Below are 19,547 nucleotides of genomic sequence, written 5' to 3'. Positions count from 1 at the left end.
TCCAGTGTCTCGTGTGTCCAGGATCAAGGGGCAAAGCCCGGTCACCACTCATCGACCATTGCCGGCGTCCAGAGCCAGGGATAGGTGTTCACGTAGGCCGCGAACGCCTTGACCGTATTCTCCCGGCCCTCGACAGTCGTTCGGGCCAGATTCCGGGCGAGCTGCTGGTTGGCGAACCCGGTCAGCATCGCCGTGAAAACCTGCTCTTCCGGCCGCAGCAACGCGACCCCGTCGACCAGGTGCAGCCCGGCCGCCCCCGGTATCGACCCGTTGAACCCCACCGATTCACCACCCTTCGTGACTCGCATTAGATGCGAGAAAACCGCATCCTATGCGAGTCGCCGAGAAGCCCGCAGTCAGCCCCCTGCATGGACCACGATGAGGTCCGAGACGCGGGTATCGTCACCACCCAGAGACCACTCTCAAGTCCGCAGGTCCGCAGCGCGGTTGCCCTTGTCGCCCCGGGAAATTCGCCGACTGTCGCGAGTTCGCATCCGATGCAATTGGCGGTGGTCGGAACATCGGCACAGCGGTTGGCGCTGAGAATGATCATGGTCGGCTAGCACACCGGCTGCGGGCTCCGCTGGGGTTCGCGGAAAGATCGCCGGGCGGGTGCCGGGGCTGGCTACGGTCCGCTCGTGCCGGTGGAGTTTTTGACTGATGAGCAGGCCGAGGCGTACGGGCAGTTCGCCGAGGAACCGACCCGCCCCGAGCTGGAGCGGTTCTTCTTCCTGGATGACGTCGACCGCGACCTGATCGCCCGGCGCCGCTCGACGCACCACCAGCTGGGCTTCGCGCTCCAGATGTGGTGTGTTAACTGCACCAGTGTCTCCGATCAAGGAGCGATGATCTCCGCCGGCAAGGAAGAGTGTGTTGCAAGACCTGCATCGCCAGCTGATCGAGGGCCGGGCCGATGTGCCACGCGTCGGCTCGGTCGTCGAGCTGGAATCCATACCTCGGTACACCGTTCTCGACGCTGACGGGTCCGCGGTCGCCCCCGTCGTTCCGTACCTCCGCGGCCTGATCCTGGACGACAACCGGCCGCTGACCGCCAAGAGTTACGCGTACGACCTGCTGCGCTGGTACCGACTGCTGTGGTTCCTCGGCGTCCCCTGGGACCGGGCGACCGAGGCAGAAGCGTCCGCGTTGGTCGGATGGCTCCGGGTCGCCCCGAATCCGCAGCGCCGCCGGGGGAACCCGAACGCACCGCACCCCGGCTCGGTGAACCCCCGCACGGGCAAGCCCTATCTGAAGGTCGGCTACGCCCCCAGCACGATCAACCACTGCCTCACCGTGGTCAGCAGCTTCTACGCCTACCACCGGCACTACGGCCGGGGCCCGCTCGTCAACCCGGTTCCGGAGCCACGGGCACAGCGCCGGGCGCTCGCTCACCGGGCCCCGGACAGCGAGGTCCCTCAATTCCGGCGGGCCAGGCTCCGCCAGCGGGTCCGCCGGACCGATCCCCGCTCGATTCCCGACTCGATGTGGGACGAGTTCTTCGGGGCGATGACGTGCGGCCGTGACCGGGCCGCGGTCCTGCTCTACGTCTCCAGTGGCTCCCGCGCCAGCGAACTCCTCGGGGTCACCCCGGGAGACATCGACTGGGCCAAGCAACTGATGTGGGTGATCACCAAGGGGACCGACGACCGCGAGGCGGTCCCGGCCAGCCCGCAGGCGCTGACGGTCCTGGCCGCTTACCTCGACCACATCGGACTGCCGCCGGCCGACGAGCCGGTTCTCCGCACGCGGCGGGGCCCGGACCGGCCGCTGACCTACTGGGCGATGCGGCGCGTGATCCAGCGCGCAAACGAGAGGCTCGGCACGAACTGGACCCTGCACGACCTGCGGCACACCGCAGCCACTCGGATGGCAAACGACCCAACCTCACCCTCGCCCAGGTCCGCGCGATCATGCGGCACACCGACCTGGCCACCACCGGCCGCTACCTCAATGCCCGCCCCGAGGACCTCTTCGACGCCCTGCAGGCCCACTACAACCGCCCGCGGGTGCAACGGACCTTCGCCGCCGGTTACGACCCCGACGACGTCAAGGCGGTGTTCGGTGCCTAACCGCACGACCGTCGAGACCTACACGGCCCGCCACCGGCGCCAGAACTACGACACGGCGCCCAATCAGACCGAGCCGAGAAGGTTCATCCGCGCATCACTGAAGGCGGCCCCAGCTCCCCGGCCCGCAAAGCCTCCAGCCCCGTTCGGGGACCTGTCACAGGCCAGCATGGACGATCTGTGCGAGCTCGCCCGTCACGCGTGGCCGAACCAGGGGCGCTCCCTGGTGGAGAAACGCACGGCCGGCATCCGGATGCTCTTCGGGCACCTGGAGACGCTGCCGGGGCAGACCTGGCAGGAGCGCTGGGAGGCCAGCGGGTTCAACGAGGAGAACGCCCTCTCGGTCAATGTCCTGGGACGGCCAGGGGTCGGCTACGACGGCAGCAACATGGTCTCGGCGCTGAAGATGGCCTTCGCCGCCCGGATCATCCAGCCCTCGCTCTCCGGATTCCGGGCGAACAAGTTCTCCGACTACGCCGAGCCGTTCCGGAAGATCCAGCAGGACCCCCGGCTGGACGAGTTCTTCAAGACGGTCGACGCTCAAGAGCGGCTCACCACCATGCACCGGCAGCGGGCGAAATTCGACCTGACCTGCGCGCTCACGACACAGGGCATCCACTTGGAGGACCTGACCCCGCCAGCCCTGCTGCACTACTCGCTGGAGAACAAGCGTCTGGGGCTGACGCCCGGCGCGACCAAGAGAACCACGCGTTTCGCGGCCCTGGGCGCCTGGGAGATCCTGCACAGGATGGGGCACTTCCCTCCTGGGACGGCCCCGACTCTGAGGACCTTCATCTATGACGGTCAGCGAAGCGTCGAGGAACTCGTCGACCGCTACAACATCAAGAACGCCGCCGTCCGGCAGCTCCTGATCGACTACCTGGCACGGCGCAAGTCCGACACCGACTACATCACCCTCGAAGGTCTCGCCCGCCAGCTGGCGAGCCTGTTCTGGGCCGTCATTGAGGAACTCAACCCCGAGCAGGAGGACCTGAACCTCAGCCAGGAGCTATACGACCAGTGGCGAGCCGAGATCCAGTACTGGCGGAAGAACGGCAAGGCCGACCGGACCCGGCTGCGAAAAGACGCTGCCTCTGTGCTGCTGGCCGTCCGCTGCCTCTACGTTGACCTTCACAGTTGGGCCGTCGCCGAACCGGAGCGGTGGGCTCAGTGGGTGGCTCCCTGCCCGATCCTGCCGCGAGATCTAACCTCGCGCTTTCACGAGGTGGGCTGTCCAAGCATTGATCAGAAACACGGAAAGTGCCCTTGACCTGCAACGATGGGACTTGCTGAGGGTCCTGTTGGCTGCAAGGAAAAGAGCACTTCCCAGGTGAGAGAGCCTATCTCGTCGTACCCACGTGTCCGTGTCCAGGGAGACGGTCGGCAGGTGGTCTCGCAGGCCGGTGCGGTCCTGCTGCTGGAGACGGTCCGCAAGACGGGTCTTGACCAGGCGGTATCCGCAGCTCTGGCGCCGTGGCGGAAGCCGCGGGCCGTTCATGATCCCGGCAAGATCCTCCTGGATCTCGCTCTGGCGGTCGCATTGGGCGGGGACTGCCTCGCGGACGTCGCCATGCTGCGGTGCGAGCCGGCCGTCTTCGGCCCGGTCGCCTCCGATCCGACCGTCTCCCGCCTGATCGACACCCTTGCCGCCTCCGGCGAGAAAGCCCTGCGAGCCGTCCGAAACGCGCGGTCAGAAGTCCGTGATCGTGCCTGGTCGTTGGCCGGTGAGAACGCCCCGGACTCCGATGGCCAGGTCACCGTCGACCTCGACGGCGTCCTGCTGATTGCGCACTCCGACAAGCAGGATGCGGCCGCGACCTGGAAGAAGACCTACGGCCATCACCCACTGACGGCCTTCGTCGACCACGGACCGGGCGGAACCGGCGAGCCCGTCGCCGCTCTTCTCCGGCCGGGCAACGCGGGCTCCAACACAGCCGCCGACCACATCACCACCGCACGGCTCGCCCTGGCACAGCTGCCGAAGAACCACCGGCGGGGACGGCAGACGCTGATCCGCACGGACTCCGCCGGCGGCACCCACGACTTCGTGTCCTGGCTCGCGAAGCGAGGCCGATGGCTGTCCTACTCGGTCGGCATGGTGATCACCGAGACCATCCACCAGCATGTGCTGAAGATCCCGGCCCTGACCTGGACCCCGGCCGTCGAGGCCGACGGCACGGTCCGTGACGGGGCCTGGGTCGCCGAGCTCACCGGCAGCCTGCTGGACGGCTGGCCGAAGGGCATGCGACTGATCGTCCGCAAGGAACGGCCGCATCCCGGGGCCCAGTTGCGGATCACCGACGCGGACGGTATGCGGATCACGTGCTTCGCGACCAACACCCCGGACCGTCCCATCGCCGAACTCGAGCTCCGGCACCGGCTGCGGGCCCGCGCCGAGGACCGGATCCGGGCCGCCCGGTCCACCGGCCTGCGCAACCTGCCCCTTCACCACACCGCACAGAACAAGGTCTGGCTGGAGATCGTCCAGATCGCGCTCGACCTGCTGGCCTGGATGCCCATGCTCGCCCTGACCGGCCAGGCCCGTCTCTGGGAGCCCCGCCGCCTGCGGTTCCGCCTGCTCCCCACCGCCGCCCAGCTCATCACCACCGGCCGGCGCCGCATCCTCCGTCTCGCCCGCCACTGGCCCTGGACCGGTGAGGTCACAGGCGCCCTCGAACGGCTTGCACTCCTGCCGAACCCCGGCTGACCAGCACCCTTCCCGTCCCTACGAGAGAGCCGCCACAGACCGGAGCAGTGGAACCCGGCGTCCACCCGAGACGACACACGGGCCCTCGCAGTGCCCGCCATCAGCCATCGAAAGCGAAACGGTCCACCGACTCCGTCGGCGGACCGCCATGCAAGATCGAGGCTAAAGGGGTTCGGCAAGCGGCGCCGCGAGATCAACCGGCGGATGGCCGACCGCACCCGCGCTCGCCAGCCTCTGTTGCCGGTCCTTGTCCGACATGTTGAGGACCGTTACGAGCACCTGGCGGACCTGCTGGAGGCTGCCCGTCCCGTCCCTCTTGGCGAGCCGTTCGAACACCAGGAGCGTCGCTACAGCCGCACGGATTCCCGCGAGGACCGCCGCCGGGCCAAGACCGTGGCCGAGCCGTCCGTCCGGATCATCGACCACAGCACCGGCGAGATGATCAACTTGACCATGGCGGAGGAGTCGGCGTTCTGGGAGTGGGTGGCCGTTGAGATCCTGCGGCACAGCGGCATCCGGGTCGAAGAGCTCGTTGAACTGACTCACCTCAGCATTCGCCAATACGAACGGCCCAACGGCGAGGTCATCGCTCTCCTGGTCGTCGCCCCGTCGAAGAGTGAACGCGAGCGGGTTATCCGATGTCCGCCGAGCTGTTCCATGCCATCGCGCAGATCATCCGCCGCCAGACCCGCAACAGCCAGGCCATTCCCCTCGTGACCCGCTACGACTCGCACGAGAAGCTCTGGTCAGAACCTATGCCGTTTCTGTTCCAGCGTCAGCTGGGGACTGTCCGCAATGTCATCGCCCCGCACACGATCCTCAACATGCTCGCGCGCAGCTGCGAAGAAATTGCTGAGAGCGCCCCGGCGTTCGCCGGCACCAAGTTCACGCCGCACGACTTCCGCCGACTCTTCGCGACCGAGATCGTCAACGGCGGCCTTCCAATCCACATCGGTGCCGCCCTCCTCGGACACCTGAATCTCCAGACGACACAGGGCTACGTCGCGGTCTTCGCCGAGGACATCGTCAAGCACTACCAGGAGTTCCTGAACCATCGCCGAGACCTGCGTCCCGAGCACGAGTACGGCGATGTTACCCCCGAGGAGTGGGCCGAGTTCGAGAAGCACTTCGACAAACGCAAGGTCGAACTCGGCAACTGTGCTCGCCCCTACGGATCACCCTGCCAGCATGAACACGCCTGCATTCGATGCCCCATGCTCCAGGTCAGCCCAAAGATGTTGCCCAGGCTCGCCGAGTTGGAGAAGGATCTCTTGCTGAGGCGCAAGAGGGCCCAGGAGGAGCAATGGCTCGGCGAAATCGAAGGAATCGACTTGACACTCACCTTCCTCCGGACCAAGCAGGCAGATGCCGCACGACTCACACGCCGGGTCCCCGTCGACCTGGGAATGCCAAGGCCACGTCACTAGGAGAACCGTGACCAAACCGCTCAGTTGCTCCCATACGTGTATGTGTACTCAACGATAAGGGAGGGCGATATGGAGCCATTCGAACTCCGTCGCGCAGTTGAAGCGGGACGGGCGACCGCTTCCGAGCTGGGCCTTCAGGTCAACGATGTGGTCGTCATCCACAACTCGGACCGCGTCGCGCTGCGCCTGGTCCCTTGCGATGTTCTGGCTCGGGTCGCCCCTTCGGGGCATCTGGCTGATTCCGAGTTTGAAGTAGAGGTCGCTCACCATCTCGCCGACGTCGACGCTCCGGTCGCTGAGCTCGATCCTCGGGTCGAGCCTCGAGTCTATGTGCGTGACGCCTTCGCCATCTCGCTCTGGACCTACTACGAACCTGTGGGATCAGAGATCGCGCCGGCAGACTACGCAGATGTGTTCCTGCGGCACCATGCCGCCCTGCGCCAGATCGATCTGGACGCACCGCATTTCACCGATCGAGTCGCTGTGGCACTGAGAGAGGTGAACGATCGGGAGCAGTCCCCCGAGCTGCCCGATTCTGACCGGGAACTTCTCAGCGACACGCTCAGTGGTCTGAGCGCCGCGATCAGCATCGACAAAGCCCGCGACCAGCTGTTGCACGGCGAGCCGCACCCGGGCAACCTCCTGAACACAAGGAGAGGGCCGCTTTTCATAGACCTCGCCACGTGCTGCCGTGGGCCGATCGAGTTCGACCTAGCCCATGCGCCCGAAGAAGTGGGAAAGCACTATGCGGGTGCTGACCACGACCTGATTCATCGGTGCCGCGCCCTGAACTGGGCGATGTTCTCGGCCTGGCGCTGGCGCCGAGACGACCAAATGCCTGACCGGGACCGCTGGAGAGCGGAGGGGCTCAACCAGGTTCGTGCCGCACTTGACCGCTGCAGACTGGGCTGAACTCAAGGCAGAGGGCTGCTGGGCCAGTCCCGATCCGCTGCGCCGTGTGCGGCATCCCGACACGGTGCAGCGGTCGAACTCGGCCGGCTTGAGAGGACATCTCATCCTCTCGCCACGTGCTCACAGCAATGGCCCGGACGCGGACAAGTCCTAGCTCAAGCGGACGGCATGACCGAAGACCACACGCCGAACCACTGCTCGGCGCCGAACTCCTCGAACCGCTCCACCTCGGCGAACCCCAGCTTCGCCGCGAGCCGCATCGAGCGGTCGTTGGCGGTCTGGGTGCACAGCACCACCGGCTCGCTGGGGAGTGTGTCAGCGAACCAGCCGAGTGCCGCTGCGCAGGCCTCAGCGGCGTACCCGCATCCCCACGCCTTGGGCAGGAACATGTAGCCTAGCTCGGCCTCCCCGGCATCCGGACGGACGTGGCCCGGACGCTCTGCGTCGCGCCGATCGAGCGAGACCGTGCCGATCATCGCTCCGTCGAGATCGATCACGAAAAGGCCAGGGCGCCGCCCGGGCACTCCAGGCACCGCGCGTTCGAGTTCGTCCCGCGGTCGAGGGCCTCCGAGGTAAGTGCGCACTTCTGGCGATGCGAACAGCTCGATGAACGCCGCACGGTCTCCGGCCTCGGACTCGCGGAGCACGAGCCGTTCGGTCTTTATCGGGGCAGGTGGCCAGGCGACAGGTCCGAGTCCGGTCATGGCGGGCAACCTATCGCACGCCTGTGAGAGTGATCTGAAAGAGAAGGCATGGGCGGACGCCTTGACATAGTGCAGAGAAGCACGGTGCGCTACATCGGCCGGTTCCTCCCGGACGATCCGCTCGACGCACCGTGGCCGGTGGTCGAGTACCTGGCCGCGCAGCTCGGCATCGAGGACGCGTCGGTGGTGAAGCGGTACACCGAGCGGTCGAAGACGGCGTACGAGCACGCGTGGGAGATCCGGGATGCCTACGAGTACCACGAGTACGACAACCCGGAGTGGTCCCGGCGGTTCCGCACCTTCTTGCACGGGCGGGCGTGGACGCACGCCGAGGGCCCGAAGGCGCTGTTTGACCACGCGGTGGGCTGGCTGCGCCGTAACCGGGTGCTGCTGCCCGGGGTGTCGGTGCTGGCCCGGCAGGTGTCGGAGGTGCGGAAGGTCGCGGAGAGGCGGCTGCACGCCACGGTCGCGGGGGCCGCGCGGCGGGCGGACCCGGCGCTGCCCGGGGATCTGGTGGCGACGTTGAAGACGCCGGAGGGCTCGCGGTTCTCGGAGCTGGAGCGGCTGCGCCGGCCGCCGACGCGGACGACGGGTACGACGTTCGCCCGTGCGCTGGAGCGGGTGGACGAGATCGGCGCGTACCGGCTCGGGCGGCTGAGGCTGTCGCAGATCCCGCCGAACCGGATGGCGGCGCTGGCCCGGTACGCGCTGGGGTCGAAGGCGCCGCTGCTGGAGCGGGCGGCGGAGCTCAAGCGCACGGCGATGCTCACCGCGGTGATGCGGCACCTGGAGGCGAAGGTGATCGACGAGGCTCTGGACCTGTTCCAGGTCCTCATGGCCACCCGGCTGCTGAACACGGCGAAGCGCAAGACGGAGAAGGAGCGGCTGTCGACGCTGCCGCAGCTGGAGAAGGCGTCACGGGTGCTCGCGCGGGCGGCGAAGGTCCTGTTCGAGGAGCTGGAGCTGGTCGAGGAGCAGGAGGCGGACCTGGACGTGGCCGCGCTGTGGGCAGCCGTGGAGGAGGTCGCCCCGCGCGCGGCCGTGATGAGTGCGGCGGCCACCGTGATGACCCTGGTGCCCGAGGACGAGAACTCGGCCGAGATCGCCATGCGGGCCGCGCTCGCGAACCGGTACGCGACGGTGCGCCCGTTCCTCGCGTTGCTGGGTGAGTCGAAGGCGCTGGATGCGGCGAGCGCCGGTAAGCGGGTCCTGGCCGGGGTGCGGGGTCTTCCGGCGCTGGCCCGGCGGAAGGTGGGCGTCAAGCCGCTGCTACCGCGCGAGGTGGACGACAAGCTCGTGTCGCCGGCGTGGCGCAAGGCGGTGTACGCCAACCGGGAGCTGCCGCAGGGCGCGGTCGACCGGGACGCGTACGTGGTGTGCGTGCTGGAGCAGCTCCACCGGGCCCTGAACAACCGCGACGTGTTCGCCTCACCCTCGCACCGCTGGTCCACCCCGCGCGCCCGCCTGCTGGACGGCCCCGACTGGGACGCGGTCGAGGAGGACATCCTGGCGGCCCTGAGCCTGGACACGCCCGTCACCGAGCACCTGGCGGAGCTGGTGCGGGGCCTGGACGCCGGATGGAAGCAGCTCGCCGAACGCCTTCAGGAGGCGGGGCCGGAGGCGAAGGTCTCCATCGAGGTACAGGACGACGGGCGGGTGAAGCTGAACGTCGACAAGCTCGGCGCCCTCGGCGAGCCGAAGTCCCTGACCTGGCTCCGCCAGCGGGTCGAGAAGATGCTCCCGAAGATCGACCTTCCGGACCTGCTGTTCGAGGTGAACGCCTGGACCGGGTTCCTCGACGCCTTCGTCCACCTCGGCGACGGCACCACCCGGATGAAGGACCTGCCCACCTCGGTGGTCGCGTGCTGGTCTCCGAGGCGTGCAACATCGGCCTGGCCCCGGTGGTCAACCCCGGCTACGAGGCCCTGACCCGGGCCCGGCTCGTACACGTCGACCAGTACTACCTGCGCGCCGACACCATCGCCGCGGCGAACGCACGGCTGATCGCCGCCCAGGCGGACATCCCGATCGTGCGCTACTGGGGCGACGGGCTGCTCGCCTCCGTGGACGGGCTGCGCTTCAAGGTTCCGGTGCGCACCATCAACGCCGCCCCGTCGCCGAAGTACTTCGGGTTCAAGCGGGGCATCACCTGGCTCAACGCCGTCAACGACCAGGTCGCGGGCATCGGTCAGATGATCGTGCCCGGCACCCCGCGCGACTCCCTGCACATCCTGGACGCGCTGCTGAACCTGGACGGCGGGGTGAAGCCGGAGATGGTGGCGACCGACAACGCCTCGTACTCCGACATGGTGTTCGGCCTGTTCAAGATCCTCGGCTATAACTTCAGCCCGCGGTTCCGCGACCTGGACGACCAGCGGTTCTGGCGGGTCACGATGCCCGGCGTCGAGACCGGCACGTACGGCGCGGTGGAGGACCTGGCCCGCAACCGCGTGAACTTGAACAAGGTGATTACGCACTGGCCGGACATGCTGAAGGTCGCCGGTTCCCTGGTCACCGACCAGGTCCGCGCCTACGACCTGCTGCGCATGTTCGGACGCGACGGCCGCCCGACCCCGCTCGGGGCGGCGTTCGCCGAGTACGGGCGGATCGCCAAGACCGAGCACCTGCTGCGCGTGGTCGACCCGGTGGACGACACCTACCGCCGTCAGATGAACCGGCAGCTCACCGTGCAGGAGTCCCGCCACGAGCTGGCGAGGGACGTGTGCCACGGCAAGCGCGGCACCATCCATCAGGCGTACCGCGACGGCATGGAGGACCAGCTCGGCGCGCTCGGCCTGGTCCTCAACTCCATCGTGCTCTGGACGACGAAGTACATCGACGCGGCTGTCGCCCAGCTCCGCGCCGAGGGCCACGAGATCCACGACGAGGACATCGCCCGCCTGTCCCCGCTCAAGCACCGCAACCTGAACCTGCTCGGCCGCTACAGCTTCACCGCCAGCGTCCCGGCCGCCGGCGCCCTGCGCCCGCTGCGCGACCCGGACGCGCCGGAGCTGGACGAGGACGAGGACGAGTCGGCGGCCGACTGAAGCCGAGGCGTCAGCCGGTGGGCACCAGTGCGGCGTCGTACTGCTCGACGGCCCAAGGCAGCACCACGCAGGGGAGCAGGAACCAGTCGCTAGTGCTGGGTCGGCTCCGGCAGTTCGGAGGTGACGGCGCGGATGGCGCTCCGGAACCAGCGCTGCCCCAAATCGCCGTCGAGCCGGGGGTGCCAGGCCATCAGGTAGCCCAGTGAGCGGATTTCCTCGGGAGCGGGCAGGATTCGGATGCCGGGGTCCGGGCGTTGCTGCGCGAGTAGCCGCGCGGGCAGTGTGAGGATCAGCCGGGTGCCCGGGACCGAGCGCAGGGCCAGCGAATGGTAGGGGACGGTCAGTCCGGCCCGGCGGTGCTTTCCGAGGTCTTCCAGGCGTTGCTCGATCGCGGTCTGACGCTCGCCGATGGTGCCGACGATGACGTGGGTGGCGCCCAGGTACTCCTCCAGGGCGATCGCCGGACGTTCGGCGAGCGGGTGGTCGGCGGAGAGTACGCAGACGAACCGGTCGTCGAGGAGATGTTCGGTGTGCAGGGCGGGGAGTGGTGTTGATCTGGCGAAGAACACCAGGTCGACGACCCCCCGGTCGAGGTCCTCGTAGATGGCGTCGTGCCAGGTGCGGAAGTGCAGTGTGGAGCGCGGCGACTCCTGGAACACGCGCTGGAAGACCGCGGGCGCGAACACCTGGGTGAAGTCGGTCCCCGCGACCCGGAAGGTCTCGGCGGCCTCCGCGGGGTCGAACCCCTCCGGGGCGAACAGGCTCTCCAGCCGCGGCAGGACTGCCCGCAGCTGACGCTGGACGCGCTCGGCCCGCGGGGTGAGCCGGTACCCGCCCGGCGTGCGCACCAGCAGCTCGTCGCCGAGGGTGTCCCGCAGCCGCTGCAGGGCCCGGCTCATCGCAGGCTGGCTCATTGCGGCGACTTCGGCGGCGCGCGAGACATGCCGCTCCTCCAGCAGTGCGGCCAGCGGAGCCAGCAGATTGAGGTCGACCCGTTCGATATGCACCATCTGAATAATCTATATCTTGATGATGCATTGGACAAATAATTGCAGGCGGCTGAGGGTTGATTCAGTCGCCGGGCGGACCGCCCGTGAACCAGCACAGTGCCAGGCGTCCGTCCGGACGCCGGATCAGGAGCAGTGATGAACGGCGCGGTATCGCAGCACGGATCCACCCGGCCCAGGGTGGCCGTGGTAACCGGCGGCTCGGGCGGAATCGGGGGCGCGGTCGCGCGCCGGCTGGCCGCGGACGGCATGGCAGTCGTCGTCCACTACGCGGGCAGCGCGGCGAAGGCCGAGGCGGTCGTCGAGTCGGTCACCGCAGTTGGCGGCACGGCGGTGGCCCTGCCCGGCGACGTCGCCGAGCCGACGGAGATGACCGGGCTCTTCGACGCCGTGGAGGAACGTTTCGGGAGCGTCGACGTGGTCGTCAACACCGCGGGGATCATGCTGCTGGCCCCGCTCGCCGAGATGGAGCTGGAAGCCTTCGACCGGATGCACCGGGTCAACGTCCGCGGGACCTTCGTGGTCTCCCGGCTCGCGGCCCGCAGGCTGAGCCCCGGCGGCGCGCTGATCAACTTCTCCACCTCGGTGACCCGGCTCCAGCAGCCCGGCTACGGCGGCTACGCGGCGACCAAGGGCGCGGTCGAGGCCATGACTTTGATCCTGGCACGCGAACTGCGCGGCCGGGACGTCACCGTCAACGCGGTGGCCCCCGGGCCGACCGCGACACCGCTTTTCGCCGAGGGCAAGAGCGAGGAGCTGATCGCCCGGATCGCCGCCGCCTCACCGCTGGAGCGGCTCGGCACACCGGAGGACGTCGCCGAGGCCGTCGCCTTCCTGGCCGGGTCCGCCGGCCGCTGGGTCAACGGCCAGGTGCTGTACAGCAACGGCGGCATCGCCTGATCCTCTCCACCACTTCCGCCTCTCTTCTCCCTCTCCGTTCCTTCCCTCCACCCCTGCGATAGGAGACCCACCATGTCGACTGCGCTCATCACGGGTGCCGCCACCGGTATTGGCAACCTGACCGCGCGAGCCCTGGCCCGGGCCGGTCACCGCGTCTACGCCTCGATGCGGGCCCCCAGGGGCCGCAACGCCGCCCGCGCCGAAGAACTGCACCGCCTGGCCGCGGCCGAACGCCTCGACCTGCACGTGGTCGAACTTGACGTCACCTCGCAGGAGTCCGCCGACCGCGCAGTGGCGGCCGTGCTCGAGAACGCGGGAGCGCTCGACGTCGTCATCCACAACGCCGGGCACCTGGTCACCGGCTACGTCGAGGCGTTCACCGCCGAGGAGATCGCCCACCTGGTCGACGTCAACACCCTCGGCGTCCAGCGGCTCAACCGCGCCGCGCTGCCGCACCTGCGCGGGCAGGGCAGCGGCACCCTCCTCTATGTGGGCAGCACCATCCCGGTGACCACACCGCCGTTCCTCGGTCCGTACGTGGTGTCGAAGGCGGCGATGGACGCGCTTGCCCTGGTGACCTCCTACGAGGTGGCGCCGCTCGGCATCGAGACGGTGATCGTCATGCCGGGAGCCTTCACCCAGGGCACCGACCACTTCCCCACCGCAGGACGGCCCGCGGACGCCGCTGGTGTCACCGCCGGCTACCGGGCCCTGGACCCGCTGGTCGCCCGCAACGAGCAGGCCACGGAGGGCCTGTTCGCCCCGGGCATGCAGGTGGACCCCTCGGTCGTCGCCAAGGAGATCACCAGGATCCTGTCCCTGCCCTTCGGTGAGCGCCCTTTCCGCAGCGTGGTGGACCTGACCAACTCCCTGGTCGAGCAGGCCAACTCCGCGGTGCTGGAGGCTCGCACGGACTTCGTGCGGCGCATGGGCTTCGAGGATGTCCTGCACGTCACCCGGGCGTAGGCCGCCCCGCACCCGTTCCGTCACCGATCGCATCACCTCCCCTCGCAAGGAAACGACGACATGACCCGCAGTCAGCTGGACTCCGTCTCCGACCTTTTGTTGAACTCGCCGCTGGACCTGGGCGGCGACGTGGCGAAGATGCGCCGCGTCTTCGACGAGATACTCGGCGCCGCGCCGCTGCCCGGCGACGTCCGCACCCGGATCACCGACCTGGGCGGGGTACCCGCCGTCGAGGTGCGCGCCGGCGCCGCCGCGCCGACGGCCGCCACCGTGCTGTACTTCCACGGCGGCGCCTATGCGATCGGCTCCGCCGCCGCCAGCGTCGGCCTGGTCTCCGAGATCGCCCGGCGGACCGCGGCCACCGCGCTGTCCGTCGACTACCGGCTCGCCCCCGAGCATCCCTTCCCGGCCGCGGTGGACGACGCGCTGGCCGCCTACCGGGCGCTGCTCGACCGAGGCGTCCCGGCCGGCTCGATCGCGGTCACCGGCGAGTCGGCCGGCGGCGGCCTCGCCCTCGCCCTGCTGCTGGCGATCCGGGACGCGGGGCTGCCGCAGCCGTCGTCCGCGACCGTCCTGTCCCCATGGACGGACCTCACCCAGTCCGGCGGCACCATGACCACCCGGGCCGAGGCGGATCCGGCGCTTACCCGTCGGGCCCTTCGGACCAGGGCCGCCGACTACCTCGCCGGGGCGGATCCACGCACCCCGCTGGCCAGCCCGCTGCATGCCGATCTGCGCGGACTGCCACCGCTGCTGATCCAGGCCGGCGGCCGGGAGATCCTGCTCGACGACGCTCTGCGGCTGGCCGCGCGGGCCGCCCACGCCGACGTTCCGGTCACCCTGCGGACCTTCCCCGGAGCGCCGCACGTCTTCCAGGGCTTCGCCCCGCTCGTCGACGAGGCGGCGCAGGCTCTCGACCAGGTCGCAGCCTTCGTCAACGGCCATATCCAGCCGGAGGGACGCCCATGAAAGCCGTACGCTTCCACCGCTACGGAGACATCGACGTGCTCGGCGTCGAGGACGTCGAACCGCGTCCGCTGGGCCCACGCGACGTGCTGGTACAGGTGCGGGCCGCCGGGATCAACCCGGGTGAGGCCAAGATCCGTACCGGATCCCTGCACGAGCGGTTCCCCGCGACGTTCCCCTCCGGACAGGGCAGCGACCTCGCCGGCACCGTCGCCGCGACCGGGGCCGCAGTGACCCGCTGGGCGCCCGGGGACCCGGTTCTCGGCTGGTCCTGGGAGCGGTCCAGCCACGCCGAGTACGTCGTCGTCCCGCACGACCAGCTCGTCCGCAAGCCCGACGGGCTCCCCTGGACCGCCGCAGGCGCCCTCTACGTCGCGGGCAGCACCGCCTGGGCAGGAATCACCGCTGTCGACCCGGGGGCCGGCAAGACGGTCGTGGTCAGCGGGGCCACCGGCGGAGTCGGCACCATCGCCGTCCAACTCCTGCGCCTGCGCCGGGCGCACGTGGTCGCGATCGCCTCCCCGCGGCACCGGGACTGGCTGGAGTCCCAGGGCGCCACCCTCGTCCACTACGGGAGTGGAGTCACCGAACGCCTCCGCCGGACGATTGAGGGCGACGGGGCCGACACGGCGCACGCCTTCCTCGACTTCCACGGCGGCGACTACCCGCGAATCGCGCTCTCCCTGGGGGTGCTGCCCCGCAAGGTCAACACGCTCGACTACGGCGTCGCCGCCGCGCTCGGCGCCCGGGCACAGGGCAGTGCCGAGGGCACCAGCCGGGCGGTGCTGACCGAGTTGGCCGAGCTGACGGCGGCCGGCCGGATCAAGGTGCCGATCAGCCGGACCCACCCGCTGGAAGAGGTCCGGGCGGCCTTCACCCACCTGGAACACGACCACCCTCTGGGCAAGGTCGTCCTCCTCCCAAACGCCGTCCCCCACAGCATCGAGAGCAACGACGCTCGAACGGAGCGCAGGTGACGCTGGCTCAGGCGGGTGCGGAGCTCTCAACGAGGGCCCAGTACCTTCTCCGCGGCGGCTCCGGCGAGCAACCCCCAGCATCAGGCAGCCCCGCGGCGGTGTCGGGGTCCGAGTAGGAGCGGTCCAGGAAACCGGTATTGCTCGGCGCGAATCCAATCAGATCCGATGGTGATTGCTGACAGGGTTTGACGACAGAAGAGTGCGATCCTCCGTACGGAAGGGGCCCCTCGGTGGCGAACCTGATCTACAAGCGGGTCTCGACCGACCAGCAGTCCACCGCCCGGCAGGACCTCATCCTAGCCGAGGCCGGGATCGAGGACCCGGTCGTCTTCGAGGAGGCCCCCGGCACCTCCAGCCGCCTCCACCCGCTCCAGCGCCCGAGGTTCGGCGAACTGCTCACCTACGCGCGGCCGGGCGACACGGTGCACATCTCCGAGATGTTCCGCCTCGTACGCGGCAACCAGCACATCCTCGACGTGCTCGACGTCCTGCACCGTGACCGTCTCGCGCTTCGCATCCACGACGGCGCGTTCTCCGCCATGGACCTCACCGCACGCCACCCGCGCACCGGCGAGCTGCTGTCCACCGTGAAGTTCATGGTGCAGACCCTCGCCGCCGCCGGCGAACTCCAACGCGACCTCCAGCGCGAGCTGACCTACGACGGACTGCGCGCCGCCGAGGCCAAGGGCAGCAAGGGCGGCCGCCGCCCCGCCATCGGGGCTGGGGCGGCCGGCGTCGTACGCAGGGCGTACCTCGAAGGCCGCTCCATCGCCGCACTCGCCCGTGACCACGGTGTCAGCCGCGGCGCGGTCCGCACCGCCGTCGCTGACCTTCTGCCCGACCACACCGTCACCACGGAGGACGCCCCCGCCCCGGAGCTTCCGGTCGCCCTCGACATGCCGGGCAAGGTCGCCGACTACCTCCGCACGGTCGACTTGGAGCTTGCCGAGCGCACCGCGCTCGACCACGGGGTGACCGTACGGCGCGGCCAGGGCTACACCCTGCGCGTCAGCGCCACCGCCGAGGTCCACCGCCAGCTCCTCGCCCGCTGCCAGCCGCTCGACGGCGGCCAGGGCCTCCCCGCGGTCCCGGCCCAGCGCAAGGCCCGCCGTGAGTACGAGAACCGGGTCAGCGCCCTCACGCCAAGACCATGATCATTCTCAGCGCCAACCGCTGTACCGATGTTCCCCGAGGCCGGGAGTGCCTGGCGGGGCACGTGGTCCTCAAGGACGTCGCCCCCGGCTCCCCGTCCGCCGAGGTCGGCTACTGGACCGCCGCCCACGCGCGCGGCCGGGGCGTGGCGCCCCGGGCGCTCGACGCGCTCACCGGCTGGGCCTTCACGGCGTTCGGCGCCCGGGGACCGGCCCGGCTCGTCCTGCGGCACCAGGAGGACAACACGGCGTCCTGCCGGGTCGCGGCCAAGTGCGGCTACGAGCTGACCGGGGCGCTCCCCGCCGCGCCGCCGGCGTACCCGCGCGCGGGACATGTGCACACCCGCTTCCGGGTCACGGGCGCAGGTCCACGATCCGCCTGATCTTGCCCACCGACCGCTCCAGGGACTCCGGTTCCACGATCTCCACCCCGACCGACACCCCGACTCCGTCCTTGACCGCCGCCGCGATCGAGCGGGCCGCGGCCTCCCGCGTCTTGGGCCCGGCGCCCGGCCGCGCCTCGGCACGGACCGTGAGGGCGTCGAGCCGGTCCTCGCGGGTGAGCCGGAGCTGGAAGTGCGGTGCGACGCCCGGGGTGCGCAGCACGATCTCCTCGATCTGCGTCGGGAACACGTTCACCCCGCGCAGGATCACCAGGTCGTCGCTGCGGCCGGTGATCCGCTCCATCCGCCGGAAGGACCGCGCGGTGCCCGGCAGCAGCCGGGTCAGATCCCGGGTGCGGTAGCGGATCACCGGCATCGCCTCCTTGGTGAGCGAGGTGAACACCAGCTCGCCCTCCTCGCCCTCGGGCAGCACCTCGCCGGTGAGCGGGTCGACGATCTCCGGGTAGAAGTGGTCCTCCCAGATGTGCAGGCCGTCCTTGGTCTCCACGCACTCCTGCGCCACCCCCGGCCCGATCACCTCCGAGAGGCCGTAGATGTCGACCGCGTCGATCCCGAGCCGCTCCTCGATCTCGCGCCGCATCTCCTCGCTCCACGGCTCCGCCCCGAACACCCCCACGCGCAGCGAGGTGCCGCGCGGATCGACGCCCTGCCGTTCGAACTCGTCGAGCAGCGTGAGCATGTACGACGGGGTGACCATGATGATCCGGGGCTCCAGGTCCTGGATCAGCTGCACCTGACGGGCCGTCATGCCGCCCGAGGCGGGCACGACCGTGCAGCCGAGCCGTTCGGCGCCGTAGTGCGCGCCCAGGCCGCCGGTGAACAGCCCGTAGCCGTACGCCACATGGACGACGTCGCCGGGCCGGGCGCCCGCCGCGCGCAGCGAACGGGCGATCATGTCCGCCCACATCGACAGATCGCCGTCCGTGTAGCCCACGACGGTCGGGTGCCCGGTGGTGCCGCTGGAGGCGTGCAGGCGGCGCACCCGCTCCCGGGGCACGGCGAACATCCCGTACGGGTGGTGCGCGCGCAGGTCGTCCTTGGCTGTGAGGGGGAAGCGGGCCAGGTCGGCGAGCGAACGGCAGTCGTCGGGGTGCACCCCGGCCGCGGCGAAGGACTCCCGGTGGAAGGGGACGTTCTCGTACGCGTGCCGCAGCGAGGCGCGCAGCCGCTCCAGCTGGAGCGCGCGCAGTTCCTCGACGCCGAGCCGTTCCCCCGCGTCCAGCAGACATGCCGCATCCGCCATCGGGTCTCTCCCTCACCTACTACGAAAAGCATGACAATCGGGTCAACTGAACGACCGATCATTCGGTCGAGATGTTGGAGATCAGTAATCCAGGCCGAGGCGCCGCAGGCAAGAGCCCTGCGGGGAAAATCCCTGGCGGCCCGCCCTCCCCACCGGCCAGGATCGGCCCATGCCGACCTTCACCGCGCCCGACGGAACCCGCCTCGCCTACCGGCTGCGCGGTCAGGGCGACCCGCTGGTGGTGCTGCCCGGCGGGCCGATGCGGGCCTCCGCCTACCTCGGGGACCTGGGCGGGCTCACCGCACACCGCCGATTGGTCCTGCTCGACCTGCGTGGCACCGGCGCCTCCTCGGCCCCGGCCGACCCGGCGACGTACCGCTGCGACCGGCAGACCGACGACATCGAAGCACTCCGCGTCCATCTGGGCCTGGAGCGGCTGGACCTGCTCGCGCACTCGGCCGGCGGCAGCCTCGCCACGCTCTACGCGGCCCAGCGGCCCCGGCGCGTCGGCCGCCTCGCCCTGATCAGCGCCGCCCTGCGCCCGCTCGGACTGAGCCCGGCCCCCGCCGACCGGCTCGCCGCCGCCCGGCTGCGGAGCGGCGAACCGTGGTTCGAGCGGGCGTACCCCGTGCTGGCGGCCTGGCTCGCGGGCGACGGACCGTACGACGACGTGTTCACCCCCTTCTTCCACGGCCGCTGGGACGAGGAGATCCGCGCGCACGCCGACGCCGAGCAGACGCAGACCAACGAGGAGGCCGCCGACCGCTACTTCGCCGACGCCGCGTTCGACCCGGCCGCCACCCGCGCGGCGCTCACCGCGCTGACCGCGCCCGTCCTCGTCCTGGCCGGGGAACTCGACGGCGGCCCCCGCCCGGACCTGGCCCGCCGCGCCGCCGCCGCGTTCGCGCACGCCGAGTTCGCCCTCCAGCCGGGCGCGGGGCACTATCCGTGGCTGGACGGCCCGCGGTGGTTCGTACGGCGGGTGGCGGCCTTCCTCGCCGGCGAGCGGGCCGCCCCTTCGCCGTCGGCAGAATGACGGCGCCGCCGCCGTCCGCCCCGGCTACCGTCCC

At 69.9% G+C, this 19,547-nt stretch carries 15 protein-coding genes and 3 pseudogenes; 13 read left to right on the top strand and 5 right to left on the bottom strand.

The window, feature by feature from the left end; genetic code table 11:
* Positions 1-41: 41 nt before the first annotated feature.
* A complete protein-coding gene (locus R4Z62_RS02830; RefSeq protein ID WP_491519027.1) occupies positions 42-308 on the bottom strand; it encodes a hypothetical protein in 267 nt (88 codons plus the stop codon).
* A 330-nt stretch (positions 309-638) separates the two neighbouring features.
* On the opposite strand from R4Z62_RS02830, the pseudogene R4Z62_RS02825 reads away from it, so the two are divergent.
* From R4Z62_RS02825 to R4Z62_RS02815, 3 genes and pseudogenes are all read left to right on the top strand, one after another.
* Positions 639-815: pseudogene (locus tag R4Z62_RS02825) on the top strand (DUF4158 domain-containing protein); the annotation flags it as partial.
* Between the two features lie 55 nt (positions 816-870).
* The gene (locus R4Z62_RS02820) at positions 871-3,336 is read left to right on the top strand and encodes a tyrosine-type recombinase/integrase (protein ID WP_491519026.1); all 2,466 of its coding nucleotides are present in this window, start codon (positions 871-873) and stop codon (positions 3,334-3,336) included.
* A gap of 60 nt (positions 3,337-3,396) precedes the next feature.
* Complete coding sequence (locus R4Z62_RS02815) at positions 3,397-4,773, top strand: IS1380 family transposase (protein WP_491519025.1); 1,377 nt, start codon at positions 3,397-3,399, stop codon at positions 4,771-4,773.
* A gap of 162 nt (positions 4,774-4,935) precedes the next feature.
* On the opposite strand, the gene R4Z62_RS02810 is transcribed toward R4Z62_RS02815, so the two are convergent.
* The gene (locus tag R4Z62_RS02810; RefSeq protein WP_491519024.1) at positions 4,936-5,319 is read right to left on the bottom strand and encodes a hypothetical protein; all 384 of its coding nucleotides are present in this window, start codon (positions 5,317-5,319) and stop codon (positions 4,936-4,938) included.
* 92 nt (positions 5,320-5,411) lie between these two features.
* Here R4Z62_RS02810 and R4Z62_RS02805 point away from each other — a divergent pair, with 92 nt between their 5' ends.
* Both R4Z62_RS02805 and R4Z62_RS02800 read left to right on the top strand, forming a co-directional pair.
* Positions 5,412-6,200: a site-specific integrase gene (locus tag R4Z62_RS02805; protein WP_491519023.1), complete on the top strand. Its 789-nt coding sequence runs from the start codon at positions 5,412-5,414 to the stop codon at positions 6,198-6,200.
* Between the two features lie 69 nt (positions 6,201-6,269).
* The gene (locus R4Z62_RS02800; RefSeq protein ID WP_491519022.1) at positions 6,270-7,112 is read left to right on the top strand and encodes a phosphotransferase; all 843 of its coding nucleotides are present in this window, start codon (positions 6,270-6,272) and stop codon (positions 7,110-7,112) included.
* Positions 7,113-7,267: 155 nt separating this feature from the next.
* Here the strand turns inward: R4Z62_RS02800 and R4Z62_RS02795 are convergent, their stop codons facing one another.
* Complete coding sequence (locus tag R4Z62_RS02795; RefSeq protein WP_491519021.1) at positions 7,268-7,816, bottom strand: GNAT family N-acetyltransferase; 549 nt, start codon at positions 7,814-7,816, stop codon at positions 7,268-7,270.
* A 69-nt stretch (positions 7,817-7,885) separates the two neighbouring features.
* On the opposite strand from R4Z62_RS02795, the pseudogene R4Z62_RS02790 reads away from it, so the two are divergent.
* Positions 7,886-10,863: pseudogene (locus tag R4Z62_RS02790) on the top strand (Tn3 family transposase); the annotation flags it as partial.
* A gap of 89 nt (positions 10,864-10,952) precedes the next feature.
* Here R4Z62_RS02790 and R4Z62_RS02785 read toward each other — a convergent pair.
* Positions 10,953-11,873 (bottom strand): LysR family transcriptional regulator, encoded by a 921-nt coding sequence (locus R4Z62_RS02785; RefSeq protein WP_491519020.1) that lies wholly within the window; start codon positions 11,871-11,873, stop codon positions 10,953-10,955.
* A gap of 135 nt (positions 11,874-12,008) precedes the next feature.
* Between R4Z62_RS02785 and R4Z62_RS02780 the strand changes: the two genes are divergently transcribed.
* From R4Z62_RS02780 to R4Z62_RS02755, 6 genes and pseudogenes are all read left to right on the top strand, one after another.
* On the top strand, positions 12,009-12,770 hold the full coding sequence (locus tag R4Z62_RS02780) for an SDR family oxidoreductase (RefSeq protein WP_491519019.1): 762 nt from the start codon (positions 12,009-12,011) through the stop codon (positions 12,768-12,770).
* A 72-nt stretch (positions 12,771-12,842) separates the two neighbouring features.
* Positions 12,843-13,736 (top strand): SDR family oxidoreductase, encoded by an 894-nt coding sequence (locus R4Z62_RS02775; protein ID WP_491519018.1) that lies wholly within the window; start codon positions 12,843-12,845, stop codon positions 13,734-13,736.
* A 60-nt stretch (positions 13,737-13,796) separates the two neighbouring features.
* Positions 13,797-14,705: an alpha/beta hydrolase gene (locus R4Z62_RS02770; RefSeq protein ID WP_491519017.1), complete on the top strand. Its 909-nt coding sequence runs from the start codon at positions 13,797-13,799 to the stop codon at positions 14,703-14,705.
* Positions 14,702-15,679 (top strand): NADP-dependent oxidoreductase, encoded by a 978-nt coding sequence (locus R4Z62_RS02765; protein WP_491519016.1) that lies wholly within the window; start codon positions 14,702-14,704, stop codon positions 15,677-15,679. The genes R4Z62_RS02770 and R4Z62_RS02765 overlap by 4 nt, the downstream gene beginning before the upstream one ends.
* A 230-nt stretch (positions 15,680-15,909) precedes the next feature.
* Positions 15,910-16,833 carry a recombinase family protein gene (locus tag R4Z62_RS02760; protein ID WP_491519015.1) on the top strand — a complete coding sequence of 308 codons (924 nt, stop codon included), beginning with the start codon at positions 15,910-15,912 and terminating at the stop codon, positions 16,831-16,833.
* Positions 16,834-16,877: 44 nt separating this feature from the next.
* Positions 16,878-17,213 (top strand): annotated as a pseudogene (locus R4Z62_RS02755) (GNAT family N-acetyltransferase); the annotation flags it as partial.
* Here the strand turns inward: R4Z62_RS02755 and paaK are convergent.
* Positions 17,185-18,477: a phenylacetate--CoA ligase PaaK gene (gene paaK, locus R4Z62_RS02750; protein WP_491519014.1), complete on the bottom strand. Its 1,293-nt coding sequence runs from the start codon at positions 18,475-18,477 to the stop codon at positions 17,185-17,187. The pseudogene R4Z62_RS02755 and the gene paaK sit on opposite strands and share 29 nt — an antisense overlap.
* Before the next feature lie 169 nt (positions 18,478-18,646).
* Between paaK and R4Z62_RS02745 the strand changes: the two genes are divergently transcribed.
* A complete protein-coding gene (locus R4Z62_RS02745) occupies positions 18,647-19,513 on the top strand; it encodes an alpha/beta fold hydrolase (RefSeq protein ID WP_491519013.1) in 867 nt (288 codons plus the stop codon).
* Positions 19,514-19,547 lie beyond the last annotated feature (34 nt).

The sequence above is a fragment of the Streptomyces sp. PL-25 genome (assembly GCF_058344915.1).
The sequence above is the reverse complement of the archived record's forward strand: the minus strand, read 5'-3'. Positions and strand labels throughout refer to the sequence as shown.

What these genes read in the sequence shown, in the direction of transcription:
- R4Z62_RS02745 (WP_491519013.1), top strand. Translation starts at nt 18,647, where the DNA reads ATGCCGACCTTCACCGCGCCCGACGGAACCCGCCTCGCCTACCGGCTG.
- R4Z62_RS02775 (WP_491519018.1), top strand. Translation starts at nt 12,843, where the DNA reads ATGTCGACTGCGCTCATCACGGGTGCCGCCACCGGTATTGGCAACCTG.
- R4Z62_RS02805 (WP_491519023.1), top strand. Translation starts at nt 5,412, where the DNA reads ATGTCCGCCGAGCTGTTCCATGCCATCGCGCAGATCATCCGCCGCCAG.
- R4Z62_RS02765 (WP_491519016.1), top strand. Translation starts at nt 14,702, where the DNA reads ATGAAAGCCGTACGCTTCCACCGCTACGGAGACATCGACGTGCTCGGC.
- R4Z62_RS02770 (WP_491519017.1), top strand. Translation starts at nt 13,797, where the DNA reads ATGACCCGCAGTCAGCTGGACTCCGTCTCCGACCTTTTGTTGAACTCG.
- paaK (WP_491519014.1), bottom strand. Translation starts at nt 18,477, where the DNA reads ATGGCGGATGCGGCATGTCTGCTGGACGCGGGGGAACGGCTCGGCGTC.
- R4Z62_RS02830 (WP_491519027.1), bottom strand. Translation starts at nt 308, where the DNA reads ATGCGAGTCACGAAGGGTGGTGAATCGGTGGGGTTCAACGGGTCGATA.
- R4Z62_RS02795 (WP_491519021.1), bottom strand. Translation starts at nt 7,816, where the DNA reads ATGACCGGACTCGGACCTGTCGCCTGGCCACCTGCCCCGATAAAGACC.
- R4Z62_RS02780 (WP_491519019.1), top strand. Translation starts at nt 12,009, where the DNA reads ATGAACGGCGCGGTATCGCAGCACGGATCCACCCGGCCCAGGGTGGCC.
- R4Z62_RS02800 (WP_491519022.1), top strand. Translation starts at nt 6,270, where the DNA reads ATGGAGCCATTCGAACTCCGTCGCGCAGTTGAAGCGGGACGGGCGACC.
- R4Z62_RS02785 (WP_491519020.1), bottom strand. Translation starts at nt 11,873, where the DNA reads ATGGTGCATATCGAACGGGTCGACCTCAATCTGCTGGCTCCGCTGGCC.